The sequence below is a fragment of the Agrococcus carbonis genome (assembly GCF_900104705.1).
Lineage (GTDB): Bacteria > Actinomycetota > Actinomycetes > Actinomycetales > Microbacteriaceae > Agrococcus > Agrococcus carbonis.
Map to the genome: position 1 here is coordinate 1,136,782 of NZ_LT629734.1, position 26,482 is coordinate 1,163,263.

The following is a 26,482-nucleotide window of genomic DNA, read 5'->3' on the forward strand; positions in this document are numbered from 1 at the left end:
CTCTCATACCCTGCCAACGCGCGGGCGGGCCCGGATGTGAGCCTGTGGATGACGGGATTCTCACGCGCCTAGGCTCGGGGCATGGAGATCGCGCTCGTCCGACACGGCCAGACCGACTTCAACCGCGACGGCAGGCTGCAGGGCACGAGCGACATCCCGCTCAACGAGACCGGCATCGCACAGGCGCACACCGCCGCGCGCCTCCTCGCCGAGCACCCGCCGGGCGGGCGTCCGTGGGATGCGGTGGTGTCGTCGCCGCTGCAGCGCGCCGCCGTCACCGCCGACATCATCGCCGCCGAGCTCGGCCTCGACGTCGCGGGGCGATACGCGAGCCTGATCGAGCGCGCCTACGGCGAGGCCGAGGGACTGACGAAGGCGGAGGCGATCGCGCGCTTCGGCACCGACTGGCCCGGCGAGGAGGCGTTCGAGGCGCTGCAGCGCCGGGCGGTCGCCGCGGTCGACCAGGTCGCTGCGGCGCACCCGGTCGACGCGCTCGTGATCGTCGCGCACGGCACGTTCATCCGCGCGTTCGCCGATCACGTCACAGGCCTCGAGACGCGCACGCCCGACAACGCGCACTCGGTGCGCTGCACCGGCCTTCCCGGCGCGTGGCGCCTCGTCGACGGGCTGGTGCGCGCGTGAGCCTCGACGCGCTGCGCGCGGCGCTGCCGCCGCACGTCGTCGTCACCGACCCCGCCGCGCTCGACGTGGCGCGTGCCGACAAGTCGGGCCACCGCTCGGTCGCGCCGCCGCTCGCGATCGTCGAGGCGGAGGCCGTCGAGCACGTGCAGGCGGCGATGGCGTGGGCGAGCGCGCACCGCGTGCCGGTCGTGCCGCGCGCGGCCGGCACGGGGCTCGCGGGCGGGGCGATCGCGGGCGGCGGCGAGCTCGTCGTCTCGGTCGACCGCATGCGGCGCCTGCGCGACGTCTCGGTCGTCGACCAGTCGTGCGTGGTCGAGCCGGGCATCCGCAACGCCGAGCTCAACGAGCTGCTCGCGGCGCACGGGCTGTGGTGGCCGCCGGATCCGGCGAGCCGCGCCATCTCGACCGTCGGCGGCAACATCGCCACGAACGCCGGCGGGCTGCTGTGCGCGAAGTACGGGGTGACGCGCGAGTGGGTGCTCGCGCTCGACGTCGTGCTCGCCGACGGCAGCCTCGTCACGACCGGCCACCGCACGGTGAAGGGCGTGACAGGCCTCGACCTCACCGCGCTCATGATCGGCTCGGAGGGCACGCTCGGCATCGTCGTCGGCGCCACCCTCAAATTGCGACCGCTCGTCGAGGGTCCCGTCTGGACGGTCGGCGCGTTCTTCGCGGATGAGGCGAGCGCGGCCGCGGCCTGCACGGCCGTGACGGCCGCCCGCATCCGGCCCGCGATCATGGAGCTCGTCGGCCGCGAGGCCGTCTCGATGCTCGCGGCCTACACGGGCCGCGCGATGGCGGGCGCGTTCGTGCTCGTGCAGACCGACGACCTCGGCGCCGACACGACGTCGGCGGCGGTCGCCGAGATCCTCGCCGCGCACGGCGGCGCCGTCGAGCGCACCGACGACCTGACGCAGTCGGATGCGCTCGTGCAGGTGCGCAGGCAGCTGCACTTCGCGCTCGAGTCGTTCGGCACGGTGCTCGTGGAGGACATCTCGGTGCCGCGCTCGCGGCTCGCGGAGATGTTCCGCGCGTGCGACGAGGCCGCGCGGCGGCACGGCGTGCGGCTCGTCACGTCGGCGCACGCGGGCGACGGCAACCTGCACCCGACCTTCGTCTTCGACGGCACGGAGCCGAGCGAGGAGATCTGGGCCTGCGCCCACGAGGTGTTCACCGCGGGCATCGCGCTCGGCGGCACGCTCACCGGCGAGCACGGCGTCGGCATCCTGAAGCGCCGCTGGCTCGTCGACGAGCTCGGCGAGCGTCAGCTCGCGCTGCAGCGCGCGGTGAAGGCGGCGTTCGATCCGCTCGGCATCCTGAACCCCGGCAAGGCGCTCTGACCGCCGATCCCGCGGTCGTCGAGCGGGCCATCCCACGGCCGTCGAGTAGGCCCGCAGGGCCGCATCGAGACGGGATCTCGATACGACGCCTGCGGCGTCTACTCGATCAGCGTGGGGTGCTTCAGCGGACCGCGATCAGGTCGCAGACGCGCTGGAGCTGGAAGAGGAGGCCCTTTCGGGCCTCCTCCGCGACGCCAGCGCCGACGCCCGTCCTGGGCGTCGGAGCCGGTCAGCAGCGATCTGTCAGCGGACGGCGACGAGGTCGCAGACGAAGATCAGCGTCTCGTTCGGGCCGATCACGCCGCCGGCGCCGCGCTCGCCGTAGGCCAGGTGGGGCGGGATGACGAGCTTGCGGCGGCCGCCGACGCGCATCCCCTCGATGCCCTGCTCCCAGCCCTTGATGACCATGCCGACGCCGAGCGGGAACTCGAGCGGGGCACCCCGGTTGTAGGAGGCGTCGAACTCCTCGCCGGTCGAGTGCGTCACGCCGACGTAGTGCACGCTGACCTGCTTGCCGGTCACCGCCTCCTCGCCGTCGCCGACGGTGATGTCGGTGATCTCCAGGTCGGTGGGGGCGGGCCCCTCGGGGGCGTCGATCTCGGGCTTCTCAGTCATGGCACCATCCTCGCACGCGCTCCCCTGCCGGTCGTCGGATGCGGTGCGTACGCTGGCACCGTCGGCCCGCGGTGTGCGGGCACGTGCGAACCAAGGAGGACTTCTCATGGCCATCACCTCGAACGCCAACGCCACCTGGAACGGCGACCTCGCATCCGGCAGCGGCACCTCGGTGCTCGGCTCGGGCACCAGCTTCGACATGTCGTGGAAGGCGCGCGCGGAGGAGGGCGGCGCGGTGACGCCCGAGGAGCTCATCGCCGGCGCCCACGCCTCGTGCTTCTCGATGGCGCTCTCGCACACGCTCGCGCAGGCCGGCCACGCGCCGGAGTCGCTCGCGACGAGCGCGAAGGTCTCCTTCGTCGCCGGCGAGGGCATCACAACGAGCGTGCTCACGGTCACCGGCCGCGTGCCCGGGATCGACCAGGAGCAGTTCCAGGACTACGCCGAGCAGGCGAAGGCCGGCTGCCCGGTGTCGCAGGCGCTCGCCGGGGTCGACATCCAGCTGGAGTCGGCGAGGCTCGAGGGCTGATTTTCCTGCGGCGCAAGGTTGCCTCTAGCGGAAAGCGCGCTCGACGCTCTATAAACAGACGTGACAGCACCATCCGCCGACACGAAGGAGTGACATGAAGCGTCGCGAGCAGCTTCCTACTCACCTGCTTGTCACGCTCGGTGGCGACGACGACATCATCATGTCGTCCATCGCCGGCGACGATGACATCATCATGTGACATCAGCACTGACACCCGCGGCCGCGGCGTCGACTCCCGAGTCGGCCCGCGGCCGCGGCGCGTCCGGCGGCGCACGTCCGGCGGATGCGGTGTCCGGCTAGGTGCCGAGCACGAGCACGGGGCCCTTCGGCCGCACCACGAGGTCATGGCTGACCGAGCCCAGGAAGAAGCGCGCGAGGCCTCCCGCCGCGTGGCTCGCGACGACGACGAGCGCAGAGTCGCCCTCCTGGCGCAGCACCTCGGCTGCCGGCCCCATCTCGAGCCGGCTCTCGACGCGAGCGCCGAGCGAGCCGGCGAACTCGACCGCATCCTCGAGCAGCTCGCGATGGATGTCCTCGAGCACGTCGATGTCGGCCTGCGTGGGGTACTCGCCGAAGCCGTGGCTCCACCCGGCCGGCACATCCCACGCGTGCACGATGCGGACGCTCGCGCCCAGCGCGTCGGCCTCGGCGATCGCGAGCTCGAGCGCCGCGCGGGCCTCGGCGGTGCCGTCGATCCCGACCACGAGCGCCGAAGGGCGCACGGCGGGGGCGTCCACCGGGACGACGGCCACGGCGCGCCGCCCAGGCCGGCCCGCGAGCCGCGCGCCGAGGGTCCACGGGCTCCGGATGCCGGCATCCGGACCGCCGACGACCACGAGCGCGTCCTCCGCGAGCCTCCGACCGAGCTCGTCGAGAGCCGCCCCCTGCACCGTCTCGGTCTCGACCCGGATGCCGGGGTGGGCGAGCCGCACCGCGTCGGCCACCTCCATGAGCCCGACGCGCTGCGCCGAGCGCTCGCTCGTCGCCGAGAGGTAGTCGCTGCCCTTCGGGGTGCCGCCCATCGCGTGCAGCAGCACGAGCGGTCGGTCGAGGGCGATCGTCGCCGCCCAGTCGAGCGCTGCCTGCGACGCGGTCGAGCCGTCCCAACCGACGATGATCGAGCTGAACATGGCCCCACGCTCCTCCGGCCCGTGCCGGGCGACCGGGCCGAAGGTCACATCGACTCGTCCGAGTGCTTCCGGCCGAGCTCGTACACGGCCGCTTGCGTGCGGCGCTCGAGCCCGAGCTTGCGCAACAGGCCGGAGACGTAGTTCTTCACGGTCTTCTCCGCCAGCCCGAGACGGGCGCCGATCTGCCGGTTCGTCAGCCCCTCGGCGATGAGCGCGAGCACCTGGCGCTCCCGCAGCTGCAGCGACCCGAAGCGCGGGTCGTCGCGGCCGTCGGCGTCGCTCCGGGCCAAGATCCGCTTCCCGATCGCTGGGGGCATCAGCGGTCGGCCGGCCGCGACGGCGCGGATGGCGTCGACGAGGCGCGTGCCGGAGATGCTCTTGAGCACGTAGCCGTCGGCCCCCGCGAGCACCGCCGACAGCATCGCCTCGTCGTCGTCGAAGGCGGTGAGCACGAGGCAGCGCACCTCCGGATGGCGAGACCGGATCTCGCGGCACAGGTCGATGCCGTCGCCGTCGGGGAGCCGCATGTCGAGCAGCGCGACGTCAGGCAGCGCAGCGGCGATCCGCACGAGCGCGCGCCGCGCACCGTCGGCCTCGCCGACGACCTCGAAGCCGTCGACGCGGCCGAGGAGATCGGCGACGCCTCGCCGCACGATCTCGTGGTCGTCGACGAGGAAGATGCGGGTCATCGGCGCCTCCGAGCGGGTGGCCCGCACGGTACCACCGCGCTGCGCCGCGTGCCAGGGCGAGCCCGCGGCTCACACGCCGAGCGTCTCCAGCAGGTGGTAGAGGAAGAAGACGGGCCAGACGGCCGCCTGGAGCAGCCCGAGGACCACGGCCCAGAAGCTGCCGTCGGAGTGCGCGATGAAGTAGATCGCGGCACCGATGTACGCGAGCAGGAAGAAGAAGCCCCACGGCCCCGCCTTCTCGACCACCCGCACGCTCCGCCGATCCTCGCCCATGCCGTCCTCCACCGTCTCGCCGAAGCCGAGTGTGCGCTCCGGTGGCCCGTGCTGCAGGGGCGAAGGTCCCGCTGCGGAGCGGTCAGCGATCCGCCCGCGCGATGAGCACCGGCGCAGTGATGTTGATCAGCACGTCGTGCACGACGGGTCCGGCCACGGGGCCGCGGCCGGAGTCGCCGAGGACCACGAGCGAGGCCGAGCGCCCGGCATCCAGGAGCGCCTCGGCGACCGGTCTGCGCACGGCGCGCGCCGCGATCGACGGCGGCGCCCCCGCATCCGTCGCCACCGCCCGTGCGCGCGCGAGCGCATCGGCGGAGCCGGCCTCGCTCGCGCCGTCCGCCGGCGGTGACGCGAGCAGCAGGGTGAGCGGCTCCCCGAGCCGCTGCGCCTCCCTGGCCGCTGCGCGGACCGCCACGCTCGGGTCACCGGTGGGCGGGATGCCGGCGAGCACCCCGCGCCGCCCCTGGCGATCGTGCTCCGGGAGCACCGCGACGGAGCGCCGCGACGCGATCGCGACGAGCACGCCGCGCGAGCCGATGAGGCGCCCTCGCAAGAAGCCGGTCCTCCGGGTGCCGATCACGAGCAGATCGCCGGGCCGGCCGAGCGCGACCAGTGCGCGCATGACGCTGCCCTCGAGCAGGCGTGTCTCGCAGCGCACGTCGGCCGACTGCTGCCGGGCCGCCTCTTCCGCCTCGGCGAGGATGCGCTCGCCGCGCACCGCGTCGGCCGCGTGCTCGGCCGCGTGGACGAGCACCACGCGCTCGCGGAGGGCCGCGGCTCGCGACACCGCCCACCGCAACGAGGTCGACGCCGACGCGCCCCGGTCGACGCCCACGAAGGTCTCGCCCACGCGATCCCCCCTCACCCAGGAGCCTCGCGGGGCGACCGAAGCGACCCGCTCCATGGGTCAAGGCTCACAGCGGCGAGCGAGGGGTGCAGGGCCGAAGGGCCCAGGCGTATACTCCCGACCTGCAACGACGTGAAGGCGAGATGCGGATGACCGAGCGCCGGGAGCCCCCCGCGCTCTCGACCGGGCGCGACGACGGGCTGGTCCACGCCGCGGCCGACCTCACCGAGTCTCCGCACGATTCGCAGGCGCGGCTGCGGCGGCTGCTGCGGGTCAGCCAGTCGATGGTCGAGGAGCTCGACCTCGAGGCGGTGCTGCGGCGCATCGTCGAGGCGGCGGTGCAGCTCGTCGGCGCGAAGTACGGGGCGCTCGGCGTCATCGCGCCCGACGGGCACCTCGAGCGCTTCATCCACGTCGGCATCCCGGAGGCGCTCGCGGCCCGGATGGGCGAGCTCCCGAAGGGCCTCGGCCTGCTCGGCGCGATCATCGACGACCCGCGGCCCATCCGCCTCGCGCACCTGGGCAGCGATCCGAGATCCATCGGGTTCCCGCCGCACCATCCGCCGATGGAGAGCTTCCTCGGCGTGCCCATCCGGGTGCGCGCCGAGGTGTTCGGCAACGTCTACCTCACCGAAGCCGCATCCGGCGCCTTCACTGCGGACGACGAGGCGCTCCTCGGCGAGCTCGCCGCGACTGCAGGCATCGCGATCGACAACGCGCGCCTGTTCGAGGAATCCATGCGGCGCCAGCGGTGGGCGGCGGCGCTCGCCGAGATCACCGCCACCCTCCTCTCCGAGCACGAGGGCGACCCGCTGCAGCTCGTCGCCGACCGGGTGCTCGAGCTCGCCGCCGCGGATCTCGCGTGCATCGTGCGGCCCGTCTCCGCCGAGGAGGTGCGCATCGAGACCGCCGCTGGACGACGAGCGGCGGGCCTCGAGGGCGAAACGCTGAGCGGTCGCGGCTCGCTGAGCGCCCGCGTCATCGCGAGCGGCCAGCCTGCGATGGCGGCCATGGCTGCGGCGGACGTGCGGTTCGAGCGCGGGTCGACCCTCGCGGTGTCCGTCGCGACCGCGGGGCGCCCCGTGACGGTGCTCAGCGCGAGCCGGGATGCGGGGCGCGCCGAGTTCTCAGCCGCCGAGCTCGAGATGGCCGCCGACTTCGCGAGCCAGGTCGGCGTCGCGCTCGAGCTGGCGGCGAACCGGTCGGATCACGAGCGGCTGGCGCTGCTCGAGGAGCGCGCCAGGATCGCCGCCGACCTGCACGACCACGTCATCCAGCGGCTGTTCGCCGTCGGCCTCCAGCTGCAGTCGATCGCCGGCCGCCTCGACGACGAGCCGGCGGCTCGCGAGCAGCTCGTCGAGCAGGTGGAGTCGCTCGACCGTGCGATCGCCTCGATCCGCACCTCGATCTTCGCCCTGACCGCCCAGCGCGGCGAGAGCCCCACGCTGCGGCACCGAGTGCTCGACCTGCTCACGGAGCTCGATCCCGTGCTCCCGCTCCCACCCCACGTCGGGTTCTCCGGCCCGGTCGACCTGACGATCACGGGCGCCCTCGCCGACGACGTGCTCGCCGCGATCAGGGAGGGTCTCGCGAACGCCGCGAAGCACGCGCACGCGCGCCGGACGAGCGTCTCGCTCGCGGTGCAGGATGCGATGGTGACGCTCGAGATCACCGACGACGGCGTGGGCATCGGCGAGCTCGCGCACACGAGCGGCCTCGCCAACCTGAGCCGCCGCGCACGGCGCTGGGACGGCGACGCGCGGCTGGAATCGGGATTGGACGGGGGTGCGACGCTGCGATGGACGGCGCAGGTGCCGGCACCGGCACGATCGACCTGAGCCGGTCGCCCGGCGGCGAGTCGCTCCCGGGAACCACGAAGGCCACCTGCTCTCGCAAGTGGCCTTCTGACTGTCTCAACACAGTGCGCGCCCGGAGGGACTCGAACCCCCAACCTTCTGATCCGTAGTCAGATGCTCTATCCGTTGAGCTACGGGCGCTTGGCCAAACGGCCAGGGATCAGTCTAACTGATCCCTGGCCGTCAGCGCGAATCGAGTCGCGCCGCGAGCGGCGCGACCAGGCTCACAGGGGGCGGATGTTCGCTGCCTGCGGGCCCTTGTTGCCCTCGACGATCTCGAACTCGACTGCCTGAGCCTCTTCGAGGGTCTTGAAGCCGTTGGACTGGATCTGGCTGTAGTGAGCGAACAGATCCTTGCCGCCGTCATCGGGCGCGATGAAGCCGAAGCCCTTGCCCGAGTCGAACCACTTGACGGTGCCGGTTGCCATATTTCCTTCAATCAATGCAAAGCAGCCGGAGCTGCGTTCAGAAGCGCAGAGCAAGATCTACTCTGCGCCGCCGCAAGCGTAGCGTCCCGAGCACCCGGCTCGCTGAGAAACTTCCTGCGGATCCCGCAGGTGCGCACCGCCGACGCACGACCGCAGGCGCAGCCCGCCTTCGGATAGCCTCATCGCATCCGCGCCCCGCGCGCGGAGAGCACGCCTCAGGCACCGCCGACCTCGCGTCCCCCAGCGCGCCGGCCGACGGCCGCCGCCGCACCGTGGGAGCGCCCGATGACGTCGTTCGAGCCGGTTCCGTCGCGCTCGCGACGCCGCATGCCTGTCCGCACCGCCGTCGGCACCGCAGCGCTGCTGGCCGCGGTCGCGCTCGGGGGCGCGATGGCGCTGTGGGGCGGCATCGTGCCGCCGCGGGGCTACGACACCGGCCCTGCGCCGAGCGCGGCGGCGCCGCAGCCGACCTCCGGCACGCCGGCTGCCGACGCGCCGCCCGACGCGGCGCCCGACGCGGAGGTCGTCGCACTCGCCGACGCCATGTTCCTGACCGACGAGGGCCGCTCGATCTTCTTCGCGGCCCGGCCGCGACTCGTCGACGCCGACGCGATCGCCGTCGAGTGCGCAGGCGTCGGCGACGCGGATGCTTCCGACCTGTTCACCGGCGGATGCTTCGTCGGCCAGGCGCTCAGCCGCGACGCCGATCGCATCTTCGTGCTCCGACCCGACGACGAGCGCCTGCACGGCTCGATGGTCTCCATCGCGGCGCACGAGCTGCTGCATGCCGTCTACGCGCGCGCCAGCCCGATGGAGCGCGCGCAGATCGACCGCCTGGTCGCGGACGCGACCGCCATGGTGCCGGCGAGCGATCCCGTGCACGAGCAGATCGAGTGGTCGGTCGCGGGCGACGAGGCGAACCGGGCGAACGAGCAGTTCGCCTACCTCGGGTCGCAGGTCGCCGTGGCGGGCGGGTTCCCGGCGCAGCTCGAGGAGCGCTACGCGAGGATCTTCACCGACCGGCTCGCGCTCGTGGATGCGCACCGGCGGGCGGATGCGGTGGTCGACGACGCTGTCGCCGCGGCCGACGCGGCATGGTCGGCAGCGAACGACGCCGCCGCGCGCACCGCGCGGGACCGGGCGCAGCTCGACGCGGACCGCCGCGGCTACGACGCCGCCGCGGCCACCTACGGCGAGGACCTCGCGCGGTTCGAGGCGACGCCGGCCGAGGAGCAGGCGCGCTGGGAGGTGACGCTGCGACCGGCCGGCGGGGCCGAGCTGACGATGTCGTGGGAGGCGTCGCTGCAGTACCGCTGGGAGGAGCTCGAGCGCTACCGCGGTGAGCTCGCGGCCCGCGCCACCGAGGTCGAGTCGGCCGAGGCGGAGGCGTCCGCCCTGCGCGCCGAGGCCGAGCAGCGCCGGGCGGACGCGCTCGCGCTCGCGCGGGCGGCGAACCCGAACGCCGTCATCGACGGCTGACCGGCCGGCAGGACGGGCCCGCCGACCGGCCGGCGCCGGTCATCGGGCGCAGCGGCCCAGCATCGCGGCGTTGTCGCTGACGGTCCACTCGCGGCCGAGCGCGACCACGCGGTCGGGATCCACCGCGCTCGCGAACGAATGCGGCGCCGGCGGCACGCAGCCGATCGACGTGAGGACGACGGGGCCGACACCCGTCGCGACGGCGCTGCCGATCGCGGCGTGCCCGAAGCGCAGGCCCGACGCGAGGTAGACGGTGCTCTGCGCGCCCGACCAGGCGGTCTGGAGCGTCGCGGCGTTGGTGCGGAAGCGGTCGGCGCCGCGCACGAGCTGCACCGCGGTGCCCGAGCTCGCGGCACGCACCTGATCCTGGTGCGCCTTCGCGAGCGTCGGGGCGCCGCCGACGATGACGAGCTCGGAGAGGCGGGCCTGCGCGAAGTAGCTGCGCACCGCATCCGGCATCGTGTTGACGCGGGGCGTGAGGACGAGCGGCACGCCCGAGACGGCGGCCGAGGACGCGCCCGAAGTCGCGTCGGAGAGGTTGCGCTCGGCGGCCATGTAGGCGGATCGAGCGCCGGGGAACTCCTGCCGGGCGAAGTTCGCCGAGATCTCGGCGACGTCGCGGCCGGCGACGCGCGTGACCTGCGCCGCGGGCAGCGCCGAGCGGACCGCGCTCAGGCTCGCCTCGCTCAGCACGCTCGCGGTGCCGACCGCGGTCACCGTCGCGGGGTTGAGCCGCCGCAGCTCGGCGAGGACCGCCGAGGAGGGACCGGCGGGATCGACGAGCAGGAGCGCGCGGTCATTGCGGGCCGCGGCGGGGGCAGCGGTGAGCGCCTCGAAGAAGACGTGGCTGGGCGCGAGGTAGACCTCGGAGACCTGGGTCGCATCGCTCGACGACGCGCTCAGCTCGACCGAGGCCTGCATCGTGTCGCGTGCGGGGATGCGGTCGAAGGTCGTCTGCAGCGGCGCCGGCGGCGGGGAGGCGACGCGGCCGCCCGCGCGCACCCACTCCTGCACGTTCGCGTAGGTGGTCGGCTGCGCCGAGCCCACGTACTTGCCGAAGTTCACGGTGCCGATCAGGGCGGTCCGCGACGAGCCGCGGTAGTCGCGCACCTCGGCGACCCCGATGCCCATGGCCGTGTAGTCGCCGAGCAGGTGGGCCTTGTGGGCCGGCGAGTTGATCCACTGCGTGACGAGCTCGGCGGCGCGCATGTCACTGCGCCACGCGATGATCTCGCCCGAGCGCGTCGAGCCCGCGGGGTAGCGCGACGCGAAGTCGGTGCGGTGCTTGAACTGATCGGTCTGGCCGAGCTCGTAGCTCCACGACTGCGCGACGGTGTGGAGCGCCGGCATGAAGCGCAGCGGCGGCAGGTCCTCGGTGGCGCGGAACGCGTTGATCGCGTCGAAGACCGCGGCGAGCTCACCGGCGGTGTCGCGGTCGACGGCGACGCCCTGGGCGAGCGGCGCGGCGGCGGCGGGGGCGGCGGATGCCGTGGCACCGATGGGGAGGACGATGCCGACGGCCGCAGCGAGAGCGACGAGGACGGCGAGGGGGCGCGAGCGCATGAGAGGACCTCGATCTGGGTTCGTGACGCACCAAGGGTACAAGTGCACGGCGTGTCATACCAGCGCTCGCGCAAACATGCGGTATTCGCAGGCGTGTCGCGGCACACGAAAGGCCCCGCATCCGAGGATGGCGGGGCCTGCGTGGAGACGGAGGGATTTGAACCCTCGGTCCCCTATTGGGGACTCCACCTTAGCAGGGTGGTGCACTAGACCGGACTATGCGACGTCTCCGTGGCCCGCCTGACGACAGGCCAGCGGCAAGTCTAGCAAAGGGACGGAAGGGTCTCGTGACGCGTGCGCCTCCGGCGCGCTCCTCGACCCGCGAGGGGACGGAGGGCGCCGTCAGCCGCCGAAGGGGACGACGCACGACTCCTGCGACGCATCCTGCCCGACGACGCCCTCGAGCCCGTCCGTGGGCGTGGGAGTCGGCGTCGCGCCGGGCGTCTCGGTCGGCTCGGGCGTCTCGGTCGGCAGCGGCTCGCCGGGCTCCGGCGTCGGCGTCGGCGTCTCCTGGGTCGAGCCGACGCCGAGCGAGTCCTCGCCCAGCTCGATCGGGAGGTCGAGCCGGATGCGGCGCATGAGCTCCTCGGCCGCGTCCTCGATCGGGTACACGCGGTTGCCCGAGAGCGCGTTCGGGTAGACGACGAACTGCATCGTCTCGAGCGGGATGTCGGCGAGCACGCGCGCCATCGACACCATCGTGCCGATGTCTGCGAGGCCCGACGAGAGCGTCATGTTCTCGAGCGCGACCTGCGAGATGCCGTAGAGCTTCGTGAGGTCGGTGAGCACCGCATCCGACTGCAGCGTGCGCACGAGCGACGAGAGGAAGACCTGCTGCGACGAGATGCGGGCGAGGTCGGAGCCGTCGCCGACGCCGTGGCGCGAGCGCAGGAACGCGAGCGCCTGGGCACCCTCGAGCTCGTAGGTGCCCGCCGCGGGTATCTCGAGGCCCGTCCAGCGGTCGTCGATCGGGCCGGCGAAGCACACCGGCACGCCGCCGACGGCGCTCGACATGCTGATGACGCCCTGGAACGTGATCATCGCCGCGTACGGCACCGGCATGCCGGTCATGTCGGAGACGACCTCGGCGACGCATGAGAGCCCGCCCCGGCTGAGCGCCTGGTTGAACTGGATGCCCGTCACGGCGGGCTGCGTCTCGCCGGTCTCCGGATCCTCGCACGCCGGGAAGTCGACGATCAGGTCGCGCGGGAACGAGACGACGCGCGCCAGCTGGTGGTCGTCGCTCACGTGCAGCAGCATCGTGACGTCGTTGAGCATCCCCTCGCCGTACGAATTCTCGCCGAACTCAGCGCCCTGGCCCGTGCGCTGGTCGGAGCCGACGAGCAGGATCGTGAACCCGCCCTCGTAGGGCGCGAAGCCGGCTTGGGCGGGCGGCACGTCGGAGCCGAGGTCGACCGTCTGCAGCCCCGTCGAGAAGCGCAGCAGCGAGACCCCGACGACGCCGATCGCGGCGATGAGCACGACCGAGAGACCGAGCGCCACCCAGCGCAGCACGTGCGCGACGCCCGAGCGGCGCCGCAGCCGACCGTGGCGCGGCGCCATCGACGACGTGTCGACGACGCTCTGCGTGCGCTGCGCTGCCATGTCGGTCCCTCCTGCGGTTCGGCGATCGGCGATCGCCCGCTGCGGAGGGCGTGGGATTCGAACCCACGAGGCATTGCTGCCCACCGGTTTTCAAGACCGGCTCCATCGGCCGCTCGGACAGCCCTCCATCGGCCCGACCGCATGCTGGGGCGTGGGGGGCCTCGGAGGATTCTACGCCGCGCAGCCAAGCGCTCGTCAGGCGCTGACGAGCAGCCCTTCGAGCACGATCGCCAGCCCGTCCTGCTCGACCGAGGCGGTGACCTCGCTCGCTGCGGCCTTCACCTCGTCGGGCGCCTGCCCCATCGCGACCGCCCGGCCCTGCCCGGCGACGGCCCACTGGAACATGTCGATGTCGTTGCGTCCGTCGCCGACGACGAGGATGCGGTCGCGCGAGTAGCCGAGCAGGTCGGCGACCCGCTGGAGGCCCGTGGCTTTGTTGACCCCGTCGGGCGCGATGTCGAGCCACGACGAGTAGCCGATCGCGTAGGAGACCTTGTGCAGGCCCATCGACTCGACGATCTCGAGGAACTCGTCGACCTGGTGGTCGGGGCTCATCACGACGACGCGCATCGCGGGGATCTCGAGCAGCTCCTCGAACGCGACCTCCTCGGCCTCGTCGAGGTTCCAGTCGATCATGCCGTCGGTGTAGCGACGGTGGCCCGTGGCGTCCTCGACCATGAACGAGCCGGTCGGCAGGCCCTGCGCGATCGTGCGCAGGGCCGGCGCCGGATCGAAGGTCTCGACGTGGATCGTCGCGTAGTGGTCGGCGCTGCGGCGCTCGAGCACGAGCGCGCCGTTGGCGGAGACGAGGTGGCTCGGCTCGATGCCGAGGCGCTGCGCGGTGGAGACCGTCGTCGCCTTCGAGCGGCCCGTGGCCAGCACCACGTCGTGACCGGCCTCGGCGACCGAGCGCACCGCATCCGCCACCCGCTGCGACATCGAGTCGTCCTCGCGCACGACGGTGCCGTCGATGTCGAGCGCGATGAGGAGCCGATCCGCCCGACGGATCATGCCGCCGGCTCCATGACCTCGAGGCCGCCGAGGTAGGGGCGCAGCGCCTCGGGCACGCGCACCGAGCCGTCGGCCCGCTGGTGCGTCTCGAGGATCGCGACGAGCCAGCGCGTCGTCGCGGCGGTGCCGTTGAGCGTCGCGACCGGCGCCGTCCTGCCGCTCTCGGTGCGGTAGCGGGTGGCGAGGCGGCGCGACTGGAACGTCGTGCAGTTCGACGTGGAGGTGAGCTCGCGGTACTGCTGCTGCGAGGGGATCCACGCCTCGATGTCGAACTTGCGGGATGCCGAGGAGCCCAGGTCGCCCGCCGCGACGTCGATCACGCGGTAGTCGAGCTCGCACGCCTGCAGCATGCGCTCCTGCAGCGCGCGCATGCGGTCGTGCTCGACCTCGGCGTCCTCGGGCTTGACGTACGAGAACATCTCGAGCTTGTTGAACTGGTGCACCCGCAGGATGCCGCGGGTGTCGCGGCCGGCGCTCCCGGCCTCGCGGCGGTAGCAGGTCGACCAGCCGGCGTAGCGCTTGGGGCCGCCCTCGAGGTCGAGGATCTCGTCGGCGTGGAAGCCCGCGAGCGCCACCTCGCTCGTGCCGGTGAGGTAGAGGTCGTCGGCGGGCAGGTGGTAGACCTCGCTCGCGTGCTCGCCGAGGAAGCCCGTGCCCTGCATGATCTCGGGCCGCACGAGCGTGGGCGTCGTGAGCGGCGTGAAGCCGTCGCCGAGCACCTGGTCGAGCCCGAGCAGCATGAGCGCGAGCTCGAGCCGCATGCCGATGCCCGTGAGGTAGTAGAAGCGCGTGCCGGCGACCTTCGCGCCGCGCGCGATGTCGAAGGCCTTGAGGCTCTCGCCGAGCTCGACGTGATCGCGCGCCTCGAAGTCGAACGCGCGCTGCTCGCCGTGCTCGAGGAGCGTGACGAAGTTCTCCTCGCCGCCGGCCGGAACGTCGGGGTGCACGAGGTTGCCGAGCCTCATGACGGATGCGTCGAAGGCCGCCTCGGCCTCGGTCACCCGGGCCTGCGCCTCCTTCACGCCGCCCGCGAGCGCCTTGCCCTGCTCGATGAGCGCCGGGCGCTCCTCCTTGCTCGCCCGGCCGACGAGCTTCGCGTGGGCGTTCTGCTCGGCGCGCAGGCGCTCGAACTCGGTGATGGCGGCGCGGCGGGCGCTCTCGGCGGCCAGCGCGTCGTCGACGTACGACACCGGGTCGCCGCGGCGCTCCTGGCTGGCCGTCACGAGGTCGGGCTGCTCGCGCAGCAGCTGAGGATCGATCACGCCCCCAGTCTACGAGCGGGCGGCGGGGAGCCACCCAGGATCGTCGCGGGCACTGGCTCGCCGCGGCGTGGCCCGGCGTCGGCCGCCGCTCGCCGCGGCGTGGGCGCGGCATCGGCCGCTGCTCGCCGCGGCACAGGCGACGGCCGGTACTGTGCCCCCATGCGCGCAGGCATCGTCTACAACCCGGTGAAGATCGATCGGCAGGAGCTCGCGGTCGCCGTCGAGTCGGCGCAGCCGCTCGAGTGGTCGGAGCCCGTCTGGTTCGAGACGGCGGCCGACGACGCCGGCCGCGCGGCCGTGCGCTCGGCGCTCGAGGCCGACATCGACCTGCTGCTCGTCGCGGGCGGCGACGGCACGGTGCGCGTCGCGGCCGACGAGATCACGAGCACCGCCGTGCCGCTCGCGATCATCCCCGCAGGCACCGGCAACCTGCTCGCGCGCAACCTCGGCATCGACGTCGCGAGCCTCAAGAACGCGGTGCGCACGGCCTTCGAGGGCGAGGAGCGCGAGATCGACCTGGGCGAGCTCGAGATCGAGGCGCCCGACGGCACGCGCACGAAGCACGCGTTCGCGGTCATGGTCGGCTTCGGGCTCGACGCCGAGATGATCGACAAGACCGACGAGCAGCTCAAGAAGAAGGTGGGCTGGCTCGCCTACGTCGACGCCGCCGGCCGCGTGATCTCGGGCCTCGACAAGGTGCGCGTGCAGGTGCGCATGGATGCGGGGCGCACGCTGCGCTCGACGGTCAACACGATGCTCGTCGGCAACTGCGGCACGGTCACGAACGGCATCGTCGTGCTGCCCGATGCGGTGATCGACGACGGCATGCTCGACATCGCGCTCATCCGCCCGCGAGGCGCGCGCGGCTGGCTGCAGGTCGCCGGCTACGTCGCGCGCAACAACCTGCTCGTCACGAAGCTGCTGCGCCGCCGCGGCCACCTCAAGCGGCAGCGCACGGGCGCGGCGCTCGGCTACGGCCAGGCGAAGGAGACGCATGCCAGGCTCGACGAGCCGCGCGCCGTGCAGGTCGACGGCGACGTGGTCGGTGAGGCCGTCGCGCTGCGCGCAGGCATCCGGCAGGATGCGCTCCGCGTGCGGGTGCCGCACCGCGGCGCGCAGGGCGGTGTGCCGGTCTAGACAGCGGGGTCTCGATGCGCCGCGTGCGGCGGCTGCTCGACCGGCGAGAGGGAGCGGCGTGGTCTCGATACGCCGCCTGCGGCGGCTGCTCGACCGGCGAAGGGGGTCGCGGCGGGGTCTCGATACGCCGCCTGCGGCGGCTACTCGACCAGCGACAGGGACGCTCGACGAGCGAAGGGCGGGGCTACTCGGGCTCGCCGGCGAGCAGGCCGCGCAGCCAGTCGCGCGCCTCCTCGAAGGAGGCGTTCGAGTAGCGGCGCTCGACCTCGATGCGTTGGCCGTCGGCGCGCGGGTACGAGCCGAGGAACACGACGCGGGGGCTGAAGCGCTTGAGGCCGAGCAGCGCATCCGCCACCCGCTCGTCGCGGATGTGCCCGTCGGCGTCCATCACGAAGCGGTAGCGACCGAGCCGGTCGCCGATCGGTCGCGACTGGATGAGCGAGAGGTTGACGCCGCGCGTCGCGAACTGCTCGAGCATGTCGAGCAGCATGCCCGCCTTGTCGGCCGGCAGCTCGACGACCACGCTCGTCTTGTCGGCGCCGGTGGGCTCGCCCACCTCGGCGACGCGGCCGACGAAGAGGAACCGCGTCACCGCATCCGGGTTGTCGCCGATCCGGTCGGCGAGCACCTCGAGCCCCTCGACCCAGTGCCCGATCGTGGGCGTCGAGAGGGCGGCCTGCGCGGGGCCGTCGGCGAGCTCGGCCGCGGCGGTGACGTTGGAGGCGGCGGGGAGGTGCGCGCGGCCGGGCAGCTCCCGCTGCAGCCAGCCGCTGCACTGCGCCCACGCGACCGGATGCGCGGCGACCACCCGGATGTCGTCGAGCGCGGTGCCGACGGGGGCGACGAGCGAGAAGTTCACGCTCACCACGTGCTCGGAGATGATGCGGAGGCCCGGGGTCGCGGCGAGGGCATCCTGCGCCGCCGTGACGCCGCCCTCGATGGAGTTCTCGATCGCGATCATCGCGGCGTCGCTGCGCCCCTCGGCCACTGCCGTGAGCGCCTCCGCGACGTTCGCGACCGGGACGCGCTCGGCGTGCTCGAGCCCCGGCACCTGCTCGAGCGCGGCCTCGGTGAAGGTGCCGCGAGGGCCGAGGAACGTGACGACGCGGGGCTGGGTCATGGCTCCAGCCTAGGTCGCGGCGGGTGCGCCGCCGCGGTCCGCCCGACGCTCAGCCGACGAGGGAGCGGACGGCCGCGAGCGTGCGGTCGACGTCGGCCGGCGTCGTCGCCCACGACGACATCGAGCAGCGCAGCGCCGCCCGGCCGCGCCACTCGGCGCCCGTGACGACCGCGGTGCCCTCGGCGAGGATCGCCGCGCCCAGGGCGCGCGTCGCAGCGTCGTCGGCGAGCCGGAACATCACCTGCGTGTAGTCGACGTCGTTCAGCACCCGGACGCCGTCGATCGCGCCGAGCCCCTCGGCCATCGCGCGCGCGTTCGCGTGCAACCGCTCGACGAGCTCGGCGACCCCCGCTCGGCCGAGGCTGCGGAGCGCCGCCCACGCAGGCACGCCGCGCGCACGGCGGGAGAGCTCGGGGGTGACATCCCACGGGTCGAGGCCCGTGTAGACGAGGTAGTCGCCGCCGGTGCGGAACGCGGCGATCGAGTCGGCGGGGTCGCGGATGATCGCCATGCCGCAGTCGTACGGCACGTTGAGCGTCTTGTGCGCATCCGTCGCCCACGAGTCGGCCGCCGCCATGCCGGCGGTCAGGTGCCGCAGCCTCGGGCTCGTCGCCGCCCACAGCCCGAAGGCGCCGTCGACGTGCACCCACGCGCCGTGCCGGTGCGCGACGGGGATGAGCGCGCCGAAGTCGTCGAAGGCGCCGGTGTGCACCTCTCCCGCCTGCAGGCACACGATGGCCGGGCCCTCTCCCGCGTCGAGGGCGCGCTCGAGCCCGCTCGCGAGCATCCGCCCCTGGTCGTCGGCCTCGACGACCGTCCACTCGGCGCGACCGATGCCGAGGAACCGGGCGGCGCGGTCGATCGACCCGTGCCGGTCGGCGCCGACGACGAAGCGCACCCGCGGCGCATCGTGCAGCCCCTGCTCGGCGAGATCCCAGCCGGCGCGCGCGAGCACGGCGTTGCGCGCCGTCAGCAGGCACGCGAAGTTGGCGAGCTGACCACCGGTGACGAACCCGACGCTCGCGCCCGCGGGCAGGCCGAAGAGGTCGAGCATCCACTGCCCGGCGACGCGCTCAAGCGCGACGGTCGTGGGCGTGAGCATCGCCGACCCGGAGTTCTGATCCCACGCGGAGACGAGCCAGTCAGCCGCGAGCGCCGCCGGCAGCGTCGCTCCGATGACGAAGCCGAAGAAGCGGCCGCCCGGGATGCCGACGAGCCCCGGACCCGCGCCGTCGGCGAGCTGGCGCACGACGGCGGTCGCGTCGGTGCTGTGCTCGGGCAGCGGGCCGCCGAAGACCTCGAGCATCTCGTCGAGGCCGACGCGCGGCCACACGGGCCGCTCGTCGAGCGAGCGGAGCCACTCGAGCGCCGCCTCGTGCGCTGCCGCGAGCGCGCTCTCGCGGTCGTCCGCGCCATCGCGTGCGTCCACGAGCGCCAGTGTGGCACCGGTGCTCGGCCGCGACAACGGGCCGCTTGCGCTGTGCGCGGCGGCCGCCGAGATCGGCGCCATCCGCGGCCGCGACCTGCCGCCGCCCAGGGCGCGGTGCTTGGATGAAGCCATGACTCGCGCAGGCACCGTCGCCCAGCCCCACGACCTCATCGACGTCAGCGCCCTCGAGCGGGCGTACTACGAGCTCGTGCCCGACGTCACGAACCCCGACCAGGCGGTCGCGTTCGGCACCTCCGGCCACCGTGGCAGCGCGTTCGACACGGCGTTCAACGAGACGCACATCCTCGCGATCACCCAGGCCATCTGCGAGTACCGCGCCGAGCAGGGCATCACCGGGCCGCTCTTCATCGGCCGCGACACCCACGCGCTCTCGCTGCCGGCCGAGCGCTCGGCGCTCGAGGTCCTCGTGGCCAACGGGGTGCGCGTGCAGGCGGATGCGCGGGGCTCGGTGACGCCGACGCCTGCGGTCTCGCGCGCGATCCTCGCCCACAACGCCGACGCATCCGACGACGCCGGGAACGAGGGCCGCGCCGACGGCATCGTCGTCACCCCGAGCCACAACCCGCCGCGCGACGGCGGCTTCAAGTACAACCCGCCGCACGGCGGGCCGGCCGATTCGGACGCGACGGGCTGGATCGCGAAGCGCGCGAACGAGCTCATCGCAGCGGGGCTCGAGGGCGTGCGGCGGGTCGCGGTCGAGGGCTCGAGCGACTCGCGCGTGGGCCTGTATGACTTCCGCGAGGAGTACGTCGCCGCGCTCGGCCGGGCGATCGACTTCGACGCGATCCGCGCGTCGGGCATCCGCATCGGCGCCGATCCGCTCGGCGGCGCGGCGGTCGACTACTACGGCGCGATCGCCGAGCGCTACGGGATCGACCTCACCGTCACGAACCCCGCGGTCGACCCGACGTGGTCGTTCATGACGCTCGACTGGGACGAGAAGATCCGCATGGACTGCTCGAGCCCGCACGCGATGGCGTCGGTGCTCGCCCGCAAGGACGAGTTCGACATCCTCACGGGCAACGACGCCGACGCCGATCGGCACGGCATCGTCACGCCCGACGGGGGGCTCATGAACCCCAACCACTTCCTCGCCGTCGCGATCGAGTACCTCTACGCGCACCGGCCGCACTGGCGCGCCGACGCGGCGATCGGCAAGACGCTCGTCTCCTCGTCGATGATCGACCGGGTGGCGGATGCCCTGGATCGCCGGCTCTGGGAGGTGCCGGTGGGCTTCAAGTGGTTCGTGCCCGGGCTCGTCGACGGCTCGGTCGGGTTCGGCGGCGAGGAGTCGGCAGGTGCGTCGTTCCTGCAGCTGGACGGCACGGTCTGGACGACCGACAAGGACGGCATCCTGCTGTGCCTGCTCGCCTCCGAGATCCGCGCGGTGACGGGCAAGTCGCCGTCGCAGCTCTACGACGAGCTCACGTCGCGCTTCGGCGCGCCGGTGTACGAGCGGGTGGATGCGCCGGCCACGCGCGAGCAGAAGGCGCGGCTCGGGAAGCTCTCGGGCGACGCGGTCGCCGCGACCGAGCTCGCGGGCGACCCGATCGTCGCTCGGCTGACCGAGGCGCCCGGCAACGGCGCCGCGATCGGCGGGCTCAAGGTCGTCACCGAGCGCGCGTGGTTCGCCGCCCGCCCGTCGGGCACCGAGGACGTCTACAAGATCTACGCCGAGTCGTTCGCGGGCGCCGACCACCTGCGGCAGGTGCAGGCGGAGGCGAAGGCGATCGTCGACGCGGCGCTCGCCGGGTAGCGGCAGCGCAACCAGCCGCTGATCGAGCAGCGCGCGGCGCCCCCAGCCGCTGATCGAGTAGCGCGAAGCGCCCCCAGCCGCTGATCGAGTAGCGCGAAGCGCGTATCGAGATCATCGACGAGCGTCGTCTCGATACACGCCTCCGGCGTTACTCGACGAGCGTGGGGACGGCTCGACGGCGCTGCTCGACGAGGGTGGGGGCGATTCGACGAGCGGGCGACTACTGCGCGAAGGAGTCCGTGATGATGCGCACCTGCGGGCCGAGCGCATCCGTCACGAGCTGCACGCCCGACTCGACCGTCAGCTCGTTCCGCCACGCCGAGCGCGTGATGGGCTCGGCCGCGTCGACGAGCGGGTGCAGCTGCAGGTTGCGGCGGTGGATCCAGTCCTGCGTGACGAACTGCGTGGGCGTCAGGTCGAAGTGCATGTAGAGCGGCACCGCGGCGGGGTCGACGACCTCGACGGGGCCGCCGGGCATGCCGACGAGGTCGAACTGCGCGACCGCGCTCACGACCCGCGGCACCGCCATCTGCGTCGTGAGGGCGTTGCCGAGCGAGTAGTAGACGAACGCGCGCGTGCCGTCCTCGCGCTCGAGCCACTCGGCGGTCTGCAGCACGTGCGGGTGGGTGCCGAGGATGACCTCGGCGCCGAGGTCGGCGAGCCGCTGCGCCTGCTCGCGCTGGCGCGCGTTCACGGTCGGCGAGTACTCGTCGCCCCAGTGCACGGCGACGATCGTGGCGTCGGCGATGCGCTCGGCCTCGGCGAGCTGCTCCTCGACGAGCGGGTCGGTGAGCCACGTCACGGCGTAGTCGTTCGTGGGCGTGTTCGACAGGTCGACGAAGTTGAGGAACGCGACGGTCAGCTCGCCGCCGTCGGCGCCCGCGATCTGCGTCGTCGGCACCTCGGCCTGCTCCTCCTCCGAGCGGAAGGCGCCGTGGATGAGCAGCGGGTCGAGCTCGTCCCACACCGCGCGCGTGCGGTCGATGCCCTCCTGGCCGCGGTCGAAGGTGTGGTTGTTGCCGAGGCCGATGGTGTTGCAGCCCGCCGCGGCGAGGCCCTCGGCGAACTCGACCGGGGCGTTGAACGCAGGGAAGTACGTCAGGCCGAGCTCGACGCCGCCGCTCGGCGCCTCCTGGTTGCAGTAGACGAGGTCGCTGTCGGCCCAGATCGGCCGCGCGGCGTCGAAGAAGTGCCCGTACTCGTAGCTGCCGTCGGGCTGGCGGGCGTCGGCCGTCACCGAGTCGTGCGGCAGCATGTCGCCCATCGCGCTCACCGACACCGTCACGGGCTCGGGCGTCGGGCTCGGGGTCGCGGATGGGGTGGGCTGCGTGGCGCTGCCGGTGGCCGAGGGCGCCGGGTCGAGCGCGCCCTGCTGGCAGCCGGTCAGCAGCAGCGCGGCCGCGAGCGCGGCGAGGAGCGGGCGCCGCATCACGACTGGCTCATGATGATGTAGATGACGACGAGCACGGCGATGACGATGAGCGTCGTGCGCCAGTCTCCCTGGCTCGAGCCGCCCGACCGGCTGCGGGAGCGCCGTGAACCCGAGCTGCCGCCCCAGCTCGACCAGCTCGAGCCGCCCGAGCCGCTGCGTCGGCCACCGCCGAACGACCCGCCGCCGCCCGAGCGCGAGCCGCCGCCGAAGAAGCTGCGCGAGCCTCCGCCGCCGCGGAAGCCGCCGCCACCGCCCTTGAAGCCGCCGCCGCTGCGGCCCATCTTCGCCATGCAGGCAGACTACGACGTGGCGGATGACCGCGACGTGGCGGATGCGACGACGCGGCGGATGCGACCGGGCGCGGCGACCGGCGGCGAGCGGCGCCTACCGGTCGACGAGCGTCACCTCGGGCCCGAGCGCGGCCGCGATCGCGGCCCGCTGCTCGTCGACGGTCGTCTCCCAGGCCGAGCGCGTGAGCGGCTCGGCGGCATCCTCGAGCAGGTAGAGGTGCGGGTTCGAGCGCGTCTCGAGCACGCCCGCCCGGCGGTCGGCGACCGACCAGTCGAAGTGCATGTAGATCGGGATCGCGCGCGGCTCGCGGATCTCGATCGCCCCGTCCGCCGTGCGCGCGATGTCGAAGCGACCGATGGCGCTGAACACGCGCGGCACGTCGATCTGCGACGAGAGCGCGTTGCCGAGCGAGTACCAGACGAGCGTGCGGCCGGCGTCGGACTCGACCCACTCGACCGGCTCGAGCACGTGCGGGTGGGTGCCGATGATCACGTCGGCGCCGAGCGACGAGAGCCACTCGGCGGCCTCGCGCTGCGCGGGCGAGACGGTCGGCGCGTACTCGACGCCCCAGTGCGCGGCGACCACCACGACATCGGCCTCCGCCTCCGCCGTCGCCATCAGCTGCTCGATGAGCGGCCGGTCGGAGAGCATCGAGAGGCTCGTGGCGGGGCCGGCGACGTTCGTGAGCGCGGTCGCCGAGACGAGGGCGATGCGGACGCCGTCGACCTCCGTGATCGCGGGCATGCGCTGCTCCTCGGCCGAGCGGGCGGTGCCGTGCCAGACGACAGGCAGCGCGTCGAGCACGTCGGCGGTGCGCTCGAGTCCCTCGACCCCCGCGTCGAGCGCGTGGTTGTTGGCGGTGCTGAAGGCGTCGCATCCGGAGGCGGCGAGGTCGCGCGCGAACGCCGACGGCGCGTTGAACGCCGGGTAGGCGCGCACGCCGAGCGCGTCGCCGGCGACCGGGGCCTCGAGGTTGCAGGTCACGAGGCCGCTCGAATCGAGCACCGGCGCGATGTCGGCGAGGTACGGGGTGAAGTCCCAGCCGTCCGCGGTCCGGGCACCGTCGAGGATCGTCTGGTGCGGCAGCATGTCGCCGAGCGCCGAGACCTCGACGACGGTCTCGGTCGGCGTCGCGGAGGGCACGGGGCTCGCGGTCGCCGGCTCGGGCGGCGCGGCGGTGGGCTCGGCCGTGGGCTGCGGCGCGGGCGCCGCGCAGCCCGCGAGCGCCGCGAGCGCGAGCAACCCTACGGCCGCCGCGCGCACGGGACGGATGCGTCGCTCGGCGCGCGTGGGACGGACGAGGCGGGCGGCGCTCACGAGTCGTAGTCCGGGGCCGGCGGCAGGCGGAAGAACTCCTCGAGCGTCGCGATCCCCTGCTCGTGCATCGCGCTCGACACCTCGGGCCCGACGTAGCGCAGGTGCCACGGCTCCCACGCGTAGCCCGTCACCGCATCCGACCCCTCGGGGTAGCGCACGACGAAGCCGTGCTCCCACGCGTGCGCGGCGATCCAGCGGCCCGCCTCGGTGTCGCCGAAGCAGTGGGCGAGCCGGCACTGCATCGACGTCGACATGAGGTCGATCGCGAGGCCGGTCTGGTGCTCGGAGTGCCCCGGGCGCGCGCTCGTCGTGTCGGCGCCCTGCTGGCCGAAGCGCGCGACCGCCTGCCGGTAGTAGGTGGCCTGCAGGTCGTAGGAGCGGTACGACGAGGTGACGAACGTGCCCTCGCCGATCGCGGCGCGCATCGCGGCGTCGAGCGCGGTGAGCGCGGCGTCGACCTCGGGGCGCACGACCTCCGCGCCGTCCTCGTTGCCCGTCGAGACCGTGACGAGCTCGGGCGCGAAGTCGGCCGGGTCCATGGGCCGGCGCTTGTTGACGACCACTTGGAGGCTCTCGGCCGAGTCGACGTCCCAGATCTCGGCGGGCGCCGGCGTGCGGGTCGGGGCGGGCTCGACCTGGGGGCGCTCGCTGTGCGTCACGGCCGCGGTCGCGGTCGGCGCCGGCGCGGGGCTGCCGCTCGGCTGCGCGGGCACGGCTGAGCAGCCGCCCACCAGGGCGACCACGAGCGCTCCGAGCACCAGCATCCGCACGAGGCCATCGTCGCACGCGGTCGCGATGGCGGATGCGCGGCGAGGGTCGGTCGTGCGATACTTGCTGGGCCCAGACCGTTCGTCGGGCTAATGACTTTTCAGACAAGGACCCGCATGCCCCAGCGCGATCCGCGCTCTTCCGCCGACCCCGAGTCGACGAATCCCCTGATGTCCCGCCGCCAGATCACGCTCGTGATCGTCGGCCTGATGATCTCGATGTTCCTCTCCTCGGTCTCGCAGACCGTGGTCGGCACGTCGATGCGCACCATCGCCGACAGCCTCCACGGGCTCGACCTGCAGGTGTGGGTCGTGACGGCATTCCTCATCGTGTCGACGATCGTCACGCCGATCTACGGCAAGCTGAGCGACATCTTCGGTCGCCGGCCGCTGTTCCTCATCGCGATCGTGCTGTTCCTCGTCGGCTCGATCGCGTGCTCGTTCGCGCAGGACATGGTGCAGCTGGCCGCGTTCCGCGCCCTCCAGGGCCTCGGCGCCGGTGGCCTCATGTCGCTGCCGATGACGATCATGGCCGACATCCTGAGCCCCCGCGAGCGGGCCAAGTACCAGGGCTACTTCCTCGCCGTCTTCGGCGTCTCGTCGATCCTCGGCCCGCTCATCGGCGGCGTGCTCGCCGGCACGCCGGAGATCCTCTGGCTCGACGGCTGGCGCTGGGTCTTCCTGTTCAACCTGCCGATCGGCATCGCCGCGGTGTGGATGGTCTTCCACTACCTGCACCTGCCCGCCCACCACGAGCGCGTGCGGATCGACTGGTGGGGCGCCGCGCTGCTCGTCGTGGGCGTCGTGCCGCTGCTGCTCGTCGGCGAGCAGGGCCGCGAGTGGGGCTGGCTCTCGGCCCCCGCGATCGCCTGCTACGCGGTCGGCACCATCGGCGTCGTGCTCTTCGTCTGGGTCGAGCGCCGCATGGGCGACGCCGCGCTCATCCCGCTGCACCTCTTCCGCTCGAGCACCTTCTCGATGGCGACGCTCCTGGGGGTGTTCACGGGCTTCGGCATGTTCGCCGCGATGATGCTCATCCCCTTCGTGCTGCAGATCGTGCACGGGATGAACCCGACCGAGGCCGGCTTCGCGACGCTGCCGATGATCCTCGGGCTCATGATCGCCTCGATCGGCTCCGGGCAGATCATCGCCCGCACCGGCCGGTACCGGTTCTTCCCCGTCGTCGGCCTCGGCGTCATGGCGCTCGGCTACGGCCTGCTCGTGACGCTCTCGTACGACAGCCCGCTGTGGGCGCTGCTGCTCGCGCAGTTCGGCATCGGCCTCGGCCTCGGGCAGCTCATGCAGACGCTCACGATCGCCTCGCAGAACGCCGTGCAGGCGAAGGACATGGGCGTCGCGACGAGCTCGTCGACCTTCTTCCGCCAGCTGGGCGGCACGGCCGGCGTCGCCGTCGCGTTCTCGCTCCTGTTCGCCCGGCTGCCCGAGACGCTGCGCGAATCCTTCTCGCGCACCGACCTGCGGGCCGACCTCGCGACGGCGCTCGAGGATCCTGCGGTGCTCGCCGACCCCGGCAACGCGCGCATCCTCGACGTGCTGCAGCACCCCGAGCAGATCGGCGGCGCGCTCAACTCCGATTCGTCGTTCCTCAACACCGCCGACCCGCGGCTCGCAGCGCCGTTCCTCGACGGCTTCAACACCGCCACCCTCATGCCCTTCTGGGTGGGGCTCATCACGGTGAGCGTCGCGTTCGTGCTCGCGATCTTCTTCAAGGCACCGCCGCTCAAGCAGAAGTCGGCGATGGAGGAGGCCATGGAGCAGCGGGCGCGCCTCGCGCAGCTCGAAGCGGATGCGTCGGCACCCGGCTCGTACGCCCCTCCCGTGACGACGTCGTCGATCCCGGTCGTGGGCGGCTCGGGCGATCGCAGCGCGTCGGCGCCCTGAGCAGACGTCCAGGATCCGCGCGTACGTTCTGTACCCCCGGG

General features: G+C 73.1%; 24 protein-coding genes and 3 tRNA genes. 8 read left to right on the plus strand and 19 right to left on the minus strand.

Going from position 1 to position 26,482, the window contains the following annotated elements; genetic code table 11:
* The first annotated feature begins 81 nt into the window (after positions 1 to 81).
* Both BLT67_RS05495 and BLT67_RS05500 read left to right on the plus strand, forming a co-directional pair.
* Complete coding sequence (locus tag BLT67_RS05495) at positions 82 to 642, plus strand: histidine phosphatase family protein (RefSeq protein ID WP_092666081.1); 561 nt, start codon at positions 82 to 84, stop codon at positions 640 to 642.
* A complete protein-coding gene (locus BLT67_RS05500; RefSeq protein WP_092666082.1) occupies positions 639 to 1,982 on the plus strand; it encodes an FAD-binding oxidoreductase in 1,344 nt (447 codons plus the stop codon). The genes BLT67_RS05495 and BLT67_RS05500 overlap by 4 nt, the downstream gene beginning before the upstream one ends.
* A gap of 243 nt (positions 1,983 to 2,225) precedes the next feature.
* Here BLT67_RS05500 and BLT67_RS05505 read toward each other — a convergent pair whose 3' ends face one another.
* Positions 2,226 to 2,597, minus strand: coding sequence for an FKBP-type peptidyl-prolyl cis-trans isomerase (locus BLT67_RS05505; RefSeq protein ID WP_092666083.1), 372 nt, complete (start codon positions 2,595 to 2,597; stop codon positions 2,226 to 2,228).
* A gap of 106 nt (positions 2,598 to 2,703) precedes the next feature.
* Here BLT67_RS05505 and BLT67_RS05510 point away from each other — a divergent pair, with 106 nt between their 5' ends.
* Positions 2,704 to 3,126, plus strand: a complete 423-nt coding sequence (locus BLT67_RS05510; RefSeq protein ID WP_092666084.1) for an OsmC family peroxiredoxin — start codon at positions 2,704 to 2,706, stop codon at positions 3,124 to 3,126.
* Between the two features lie 296 nt (positions 3,127 to 3,422).
* Here the strand turns inward: BLT67_RS05510 and BLT67_RS05515 are convergent, their stop codons facing one another.
* From BLT67_RS05515 to BLT67_RS05530, 4 genes are all read right to left on the minus strand, one after another.
* Complete coding sequence (locus tag BLT67_RS05515; RefSeq protein WP_092666085.1) at positions 3,423 to 4,256, minus strand: universal stress protein; 834 nt, start codon at positions 4,254 to 4,256, stop codon at positions 3,423 to 3,425.
* Between the two features lie 44 nt (positions 4,257 to 4,300).
* The gene (locus BLT67_RS05520; protein WP_092666086.1) at positions 4,301 to 4,945 is read right to left on the minus strand and encodes a response regulator; all 645 of its coding nucleotides are present in this window, start codon (positions 4,943 to 4,945) and stop codon (positions 4,301 to 4,303) included.
* 69 nt (positions 4,946 to 5,014) lie between these two features.
* The gene (locus BLT67_RS05525; protein ID WP_092666087.1) at positions 5,015 to 5,218 is read right to left on the minus strand and encodes a hypothetical protein; all 204 of its coding nucleotides are present in this window, start codon (positions 5,216 to 5,218) and stop codon (positions 5,015 to 5,017) included.
* 82 nt (positions 5,219 to 5,300) lie between these two features.
* Positions 5,301 to 6,068 carry a universal stress protein gene (locus tag BLT67_RS05530; protein WP_092666088.1) on the minus strand — a complete coding sequence of 256 codons (768 nt, stop codon included), beginning with the start codon at positions 6,066 to 6,068 and terminating at the stop codon, positions 5,301 to 5,303.
* Positions 6,069 to 6,214: 146 nt separating this feature from the next.
* Here BLT67_RS05530 and BLT67_RS05535 point away from each other — a divergent pair, with 146 nt between their 5' ends.
* The gene (locus tag BLT67_RS05535; RefSeq protein WP_172801986.1) at positions 6,215 to 7,903 is read left to right on the plus strand and encodes a sensor histidine kinase; all 1,689 of its coding nucleotides are present in this window, start codon (positions 6,215 to 6,217) and stop codon (positions 7,901 to 7,903) included.
* A gap of 86 nt (positions 7,904 to 7,989) precedes the next feature.
* Here the strand turns inward: BLT67_RS05535 and BLT67_RS05540 are convergent.
* Positions 7,990 to 8,062, minus strand: a tRNA-Arg gene (locus BLT67_RS05540).
* A gap of 83 nt (positions 8,063 to 8,145) precedes the next feature.
* Entirely contained in the window at positions 8,146 to 8,349 is a 204-nt protein-coding gene (locus tag BLT67_RS05545; RefSeq protein WP_092666090.1) for a cold-shock protein, read from the minus strand.
* Positions 8,350 to 8,676: 327 nt separating this feature from the next.
* On the opposite strand from BLT67_RS05545, the gene BLT67_RS05550 reads away from it, so the two are divergent.
* Positions 8,677 to 9,828: a hypothetical protein gene (locus BLT67_RS05550; protein ID WP_157674202.1), complete on the plus strand. Its 1,152-nt coding sequence runs from the start codon at positions 8,677 to 8,679 to the stop codon at positions 9,826 to 9,828.
* A 39-nt stretch (positions 9,829 to 9,867) separates the two neighbouring features.
* On the opposite strand, the gene BLT67_RS05555 is transcribed toward BLT67_RS05550, so the two are convergent.
* From BLT67_RS05555 to serS, 6 genes are all read right to left on the minus strand, one after another.
* On the minus strand, positions 9,868 to 11,391 hold the full coding sequence (locus BLT67_RS05555; protein ID WP_092666092.1) for a cell wall-binding repeat-containing protein: 1,524 nt from the start codon (positions 11,389 to 11,391) through the stop codon (positions 9,868 to 9,870).
* Positions 11,392 to 11,533: 142 nt separating this feature from the next.
* Positions 11,534 to 11,622, minus strand: a tRNA-Ser gene (locus BLT67_RS05560).
* 111 nt (positions 11,623 to 11,733) lie between these two features.
* A complete protein-coding gene (locus BLT67_RS05565) occupies positions 11,734 to 12,996 on the minus strand; it encodes an LCP family protein (protein ID WP_092666093.1) in 1,263 nt (420 codons plus the stop codon).
* 42 nt (positions 12,997 to 13,038) lie between these two features.
* Positions 13,039 to 13,123, minus strand: a tRNA-Ser gene (locus tag BLT67_RS05570).
* Positions 13,124 to 13,191: 68 nt separating this feature from the next.
* Positions 13,192 to 14,007: an HAD family hydrolase gene (locus BLT67_RS05575; protein ID WP_092666094.1), complete on the minus strand. Its 816-nt coding sequence runs from the start codon at positions 14,005 to 14,007 to the stop codon at positions 13,192 to 13,194.
* Entirely contained in the window at positions 14,004 to 15,269 is a 1,266-nt protein-coding gene (gene serS / locus BLT67_RS05580) for a serine--tRNA ligase (protein ID WP_092666095.1), read from the minus strand. Before serS ends, BLT67_RS05575 begins: the two co-directional genes overlap by 4 nt.
* A 159-nt stretch (positions 15,270 to 15,428) precedes the next feature.
* Here serS and BLT67_RS05585 point away from each other — a divergent pair, with 159 nt between their 5' ends.
* Positions 15,429 to 16,406 (plus strand): diacylglycerol/lipid kinase family protein, encoded by a 978-nt coding sequence (locus BLT67_RS05585; protein WP_092666096.1) that lies wholly within the window; start codon positions 15,429 to 15,431, stop codon positions 16,404 to 16,406.
* 184 nt (positions 16,407 to 16,590) lie between these two features.
* On the opposite strand, the gene pheA is transcribed toward BLT67_RS05585, so the two are convergent.
* Both pheA and BLT67_RS05595 read right to left on the minus strand, forming a co-directional pair.
* On the minus strand, positions 16,591 to 17,526 hold the full coding sequence (gene pheA, locus BLT67_RS05590) for a prephenate dehydratase (protein WP_092666097.1): 936 nt from the start codon (positions 17,524 to 17,526) through the stop codon (positions 16,591 to 16,593).
* A 49-nt stretch (positions 17,527 to 17,575) separates the two neighbouring features.
* A complete protein-coding gene (locus tag BLT67_RS05595) occupies positions 17,576 to 18,955 on the minus strand; it encodes a pyridoxal phosphate-dependent decarboxylase family protein (protein ID WP_231945599.1) in 1,380 nt (459 codons plus the stop codon).
* A 130-nt stretch (positions 18,956 to 19,085) separates the two neighbouring features.
* Here BLT67_RS05595 and pgm point away from each other — a divergent pair, with 130 nt between their 5' ends.
* Positions 19,086 to 20,732, plus strand: a complete 1,647-nt coding sequence (gene pgm / locus BLT67_RS05600) for a phosphoglucomutase (alpha-D-glucose-1,6-bisphosphate-dependent) (RefSeq protein ID WP_092666099.1) — start codon at positions 19,086 to 19,088, stop codon at positions 20,730 to 20,732.
* 220 nt (positions 20,733 to 20,952) lie between these two features.
* Here pgm and BLT67_RS05605 read toward each other — a convergent pair whose 3' ends face one another.
* From BLT67_RS05605 to BLT67_RS05620, 4 genes are all read right to left on the minus strand, one after another.
* Positions 20,953 to 22,161, minus strand: a complete 1,209-nt coding sequence (locus BLT67_RS05605; protein ID WP_157674204.1) for a CapA family protein — start codon at positions 22,159 to 22,161, stop codon at positions 20,953 to 20,955.
* Positions 22,161 to 22,454, minus strand: a complete 294-nt coding sequence (locus BLT67_RS13590; RefSeq protein ID WP_197674437.1) for a hypothetical protein — start codon at positions 22,452 to 22,454, stop codon at positions 22,161 to 22,163. Before BLT67_RS13590 ends, BLT67_RS05605 begins: the two co-directional genes overlap by 1 nt.
* A gap of 94 nt (positions 22,455 to 22,548) precedes the next feature.
* The gene (locus tag BLT67_RS05615; RefSeq protein ID WP_157674206.1) at positions 22,549 to 23,772 is read right to left on the minus strand and encodes a CapA family protein; all 1,224 of its coding nucleotides are present in this window, start codon (positions 23,770 to 23,772) and stop codon (positions 22,549 to 22,551) included.
* On the minus strand, positions 23,769 to 24,536 hold the full coding sequence (locus BLT67_RS05620) for a M15 family metallopeptidase (protein WP_231945630.1): 768 nt from the start codon (positions 24,534 to 24,536) through the stop codon (positions 23,769 to 23,771). Before BLT67_RS05620 ends, BLT67_RS05615 begins: the two co-directional genes overlap by 4 nt.
* A 174-nt stretch (positions 24,537 to 24,710) precedes the next feature.
* On the opposite strand from BLT67_RS05620, the gene BLT67_RS05625 reads away from it, so the two are divergent.
* The gene (locus BLT67_RS05625) at positions 24,711 to 26,441 is read left to right on the plus strand and encodes an MDR family MFS transporter (RefSeq protein ID WP_092666103.1); all 1,731 of its coding nucleotides are present in this window, start codon (positions 24,711 to 24,713) and stop codon (positions 26,439 to 26,441) included.
* Positions 26,442 to 26,482 lie beyond the last annotated feature (41 nt).